A 2361-nucleotide genomic window follows, 5' to 3' on the forward strand; every position below is an offset into this window, starting at 1 on the left:
CAGACTCAGACTTCATTAAAATTTCCCATCTGCGGAATAGGTCCAGAAATTTTAATAAATTCACACAACACGCACCTATCAAACCATGGCCCCCGCAGAGCAAGCGCTCAAGGCAAGGCCACAGTTGATAGCTGGACGTTACAGTGCATGATGACTACATGACTGAAGAAAAAAAGAAGTGGAGGAACCTCGCAAGAAAGGACAAAGTGAAGATCGTCTCGATTTTTGCTGCGATAATTTCCATTGGCTTAATTGGTATGGCCTACAAACAATTCATGAGATTCCAACCACAGGACTACACAATCGGAACGGTGACTAAAATTTGGAAGCCGATAAAGGGTGGGACAAAGGTTGCATACGTATATTTTGCAGACGGACAGGAGCAATATGGAAACGTCGATCTCTTTGGGTTTGAGCAAGTAGCCAAACCGGGACGACGATTTCTCGTGAGTTATCCTGAACAGTATGTTTGGGAAGGTGTAATGGATCTGTCGGTCGAAATGCCTGACAGCTTGCCGCTACCCGCAGACGGCTGGGATGAAAGGCCTCAGTTCTTAAAATAGGACGTTTGGAAAGCACTGTAACACAACAGTAAAGTGAATGTGGGCTTCATCGGAAGTCATTGGGAAGTTGGCTTGGATTGTCCGCCACAAATTATAATTTTATCATCGGCGTGGCTAAGATGTAGTGGAAGCGGAGCTGCATAAAACTCCCACACTCATTTTACCGAGGCGTTGTGAGGCAGTGTATGGACGCAGTAAAAATTCGATACCGACTCAAGAACCATCCAACCTCGATCAAGAAGATTGGCCGAACAATTGCCATGACAGGTATTGGACTGTTTCTACTGGGCGACCTGGTGATAAGCCCTGTCTTAGCGACAATTCCGCTTGAACTTTGGATCGTAGCTTTTGAGGATGTAATAACAAGAGCACTTGGAAATTTTTGGATGGTCGGATTGTTTGTGTTTTTTGGTGGGTTCTCCTTAGAGACCTTTAACTGGCGAACAGGAACCTTAAATCTTGACAATAAACTTAACGAAATTCGTATTTCAGGACTGTTTGCTTGCAAGGCAAAGCTTAGCCAACTAACAGCAGTAGAGGTCTTTAATCTCAGAGTTGGATTGAAAAGAAGTGTGCGATTTTTGTGGCCTGGTGAAAAGCTCACAGTCAAATTTTACGATGAGCCGACCTTAATACAGTTCATTGAACAGCTGACACCAAAGCTTAGTGAAAACACGAATCTTAACATCGGAGCATGGACAAACTGAAAGCCTCACAACACAAACCTATCATGCATGGGGGGCTCGGCGGTAAGGAAGCGGTAGCTCGCTTGGATTGTCCGCCACAAAGTATAAATTTATCAATTGAGTGGCTAAGTGCTAGCGGGGGCTGAACTGCATTAAAAACCCCCACGCACGATAGCTAGGCGTTATCTTCAATAGACTTGCAGGACGAAAAACTTGAAGAACAAAGCTTTTTACTGGACTGGATTGGTTTGCGGTAGTCTGACTCTATCTGTCGGTGTTGGAATATTTCTGCTATGGTGGGGCGCCAGGGCATTCTTCGCAGTTAGCCTAACTAAGCTTGAAGTGGCTGGGTTAAGCTGGATAGGAATCTCAGCTCCAATTGGGCTGATCGGACTAATAGCCAGTGCAATAGCTGCAGGTTCAGGAGAAAACAGACATTGGTTTAAGGACGCTCTTCCATTCTTAATTGTGCTTGCGAACATACCTGCGCTTTGGATTATTTTGGTCCTCCAATCCAATATTGATGAACGAATGTATTTCGAACTAAGAAATACCTCACGCTACATTATCGAAAATGTATCTCTCGAGTCGGCATCATTTTCAAATGAGCTGGGTCGCCTTAAGCCTGGCAGTACAATGGTGAATTTCTACGTTCCAAAATACCTGGAGGATTGGGATAGTATGCCCGTTGTGGAAGAAGTGACAGTTACCTTCAAAACGATAGATGGGTCAGTGGAAAGGACAATGCCCTATGCTTTGATGGGCTGGTGTCAAAGGATCGTCGTAACTGACAGCCTGACTTTAACGCAGTAAAAGAAGATAACACAAGACTAACAATGAATGGCGGCTTCATCTGTTTTCTGTCATTTGCGGGCTTGGAATCTCCGCCACAAAGTATAATTTTAGTCATCGGCGTGGCTAACTGCGAGTGGAGAGGGAAGTGCATAACATTCCGCCACTCATGTTAGTCGGGCGTTGTGTGCAATACGCACCTTCATTACTTCACAACGCTTATTTTTCGCCAGGACGCTGCCAGAGTCGGCGGCACCACTCCATCAGAGAGGCAGGAGTGGCTATAGAAACTTGAGAGGAAGTCTTTGGACGGCTACACC

The 2361-nt window shown here is 45.3% G+C and carries 3 protein-coding genes; all 3 read left to right on the plus strand.

All coding sequences use genetic code 11. The features are described from left to right. Window positions 1-158: 158 nt before the first annotated feature. Window positions 159-563, plus strand: a complete 405-nt coding sequence (locus tag RIF36_RS25025) for a hypothetical protein (RefSeq protein ID WP_350149694.1) — start codon at window positions 159-161, stop codon at window positions 561-563. Window positions 564-748: 185 nt separating this feature from the next. Then, on the plus strand, window positions 749-1270 hold the full coding sequence (locus tag RIF36_RS25030) for a hypothetical protein (RefSeq protein ID WP_350149695.1): 522 nt from the start codon (window positions 749-751) through the stop codon (window positions 1268-1270). A gap of 192 nt (window positions 1271-1462) precedes the next feature. After that, the gene (locus tag RIF36_RS25035; protein ID WP_350149696.1) at window positions 1463-2062 is read left to right on the plus strand and encodes a hypothetical protein; all 600 of its coding nucleotides are present in this window, start codon (window positions 1463-1465) and stop codon (window positions 2060-2062) included. The last annotated feature ends 299 nt before the right edge of the window (window positions 2063-2361 follow it).

The sequence above is a fragment of the Imperialibacter sp. genome, assembly GCF_040222815.1.
GTDB lineage: Bacteria > Bacteroidota > Bacteroidia > Cytophagales > Cyclobacteriaceae > Imperialibacter.

Excerpts from the sequence above, each read along its gene's own strand:
- RIF36_RS25025 (WP_350149694.1), top strand. The coding sequence starts at position 159 with ATGACTGAAGAAAAAAAGAAGTGGAGGAACCTCGCAAGAAAGGACAAA.
- RIF36_RS25030 (WP_350149695.1), top strand. The coding sequence starts at position 749 with ATGGACGCAGTAAAAATTCGATACCGACTCAAGAACCATCCAACCTCG.